General features: G+C 29.2%; 2 protein-coding genes. Both read left to right on the forward strand.

The features are described from left to right. Positions 1-308: GDP-mannose 4,6-dehydratase (locus OIF36_05670; GenBank protein MCV6599941.1), on the forward strand; the 308-nt coding region annotated here is incomplete at its 5' end. 1 nt (position 309) lies between these two features. Then, positions 310-1,479 carry a nucleotide sugar dehydrogenase gene (locus tag OIF36_05675; GenBank protein MCV6599942.1) on the forward strand — a complete coding sequence of 390 codons (1,170 nt, stop codon included), beginning with the start codon at positions 310-312 and terminating at the stop codon, positions 1,477-1,479. Positions 1,480-1,563 lie beyond the last annotated feature (84 nt).

Here is a 1,563-nt window from a genome sequence, read left to right on the forward strand (position 1 = left end):
TGGATTTATCAGATGCACATATTAAAGCTTTAGATTATCTTGAAAAGAATGACTCTGATACATTTAACTGTGGATATGGTTATGGATATTCTGTAAAAGAAGTAGTTGATACAGTTAAAAAAGTATCAAATGCAGATTTTAAAATAGAAATAGCACCACGAAGAGAAGGGGATCCTTCAGTTTTGATATCTGATTGTACAAAGATAAAAGAAAAAATGAACTGGACTCCAAAATACAATGATTTAGAACTAATATGTAAAACTGCCCTAGATTGGGAAAACTCAAGATATGCAAAGGAAAATAAATAAAATGAAAATAGCCATCGCAGGGACAGGATATGTAGGCTTAAGTAATGGCCTGCTGTTAGCACAAGATAATGAAGTAATAGCACTGGATATAATACCAGAGAAAGTAGATTTGATAAATCAAAAGATATCTCCAATAGAAGATAAAGAGATACAAGAATATCTTCTAAAAGAAGATATAAACTTCAAAGCAACATTAGATAAAAAAGAAGCATACGAAAATGCAGATTTTGTAATAATCTCAACCCCAACAGATTATGATACCCAAACGAATTACTTTAATACTAAATCAATTGAATATGTAATAAAAGATGTATTAGAAATAAACCCTAATACAACAATGGTAATTAAATCAACTATTCCTGTTGGATATACAAAAGCTATAAATGAGCAATTTAATACAACAAATATAATCTTTTCTCCAGAATTTTTAAGAGAAGGGAAAGCATTGTTTGATAATTTATACCCTTCAAGAATTATAGTAGGTGAACAAAGCCAAAGAGCAAAAACATTTGCAAAGCTTTTAAAACAAGGAGCTCTAAAAGAAGATGTAGAGGTTCTTTTTACAAACTCAACAGAAGCAGAAGCTGTAAAACTGTTTTCAAATACTTACTTAGCTATGAGAGTTGCATATTTTAATGAACTAGATTCATACGCACAAGCACATGAATTAGATACAAAACAAATAATTGAAGGTGTAGGGTTAGATCCAAGAATAGGAAAGCATTATAATAATCCTTCTTTTGGATATGGTGGATATTGTTTGCCTAAAGATACAAAACAATTAAGAGCAAACTATAAAGATGTACCATCATCTATTATTGGAGCAATTGTAGAATCAAATACTACAAGAAAAGATTTTATAGCAGATAGTATAATTGCAAAAAATCCTAAAATAGTTGGTGTGTATAGATTAGTGATGAAAGAAGGAAGTGATAACTTTAGAAGCTCAGCAATACAAGGGATAATGAAAAGAATAAAAGCAAAAGGTATTGAAGTAGTAATATATGAGCCAGCATTAGAAGAAGATGAGTTTTTTAATTCAAAAGTTATTAGAAATTTAGAAGATTTCAAGAATGTATCAGATGTAATAGTAGCAAACAGGTTATCTGAGGACATAAAAGATGTTCAAGGTAAGGTTTATACTAGAGATATCTTTAATAGTGATAGTTAATTAAAAAAAGTATAGTTTATATGAAAATATTAGTAACAGGAACAGCAGGATTTATTGGATTTCATCTAGCACAAAAACTTTTGC

It is taken from the genome of Alphaproteobacteria bacterium (assembly GCA_025800285.1).
GTDB lineage: Bacteria > Pseudomonadota > Alphaproteobacteria > JAOXRX01 > JAOXRX01 > JAOXRX01.

Bases quoted from the DNA above. Each gene is read 5' to 3' on its own strand.
- OIF36_05675 (MCV6599942.1), top strand. From the start codon at position 310: ATGAAAATAGCCATCGCAGGGACAGGATATGTAGGCTTAAGTAATGGC.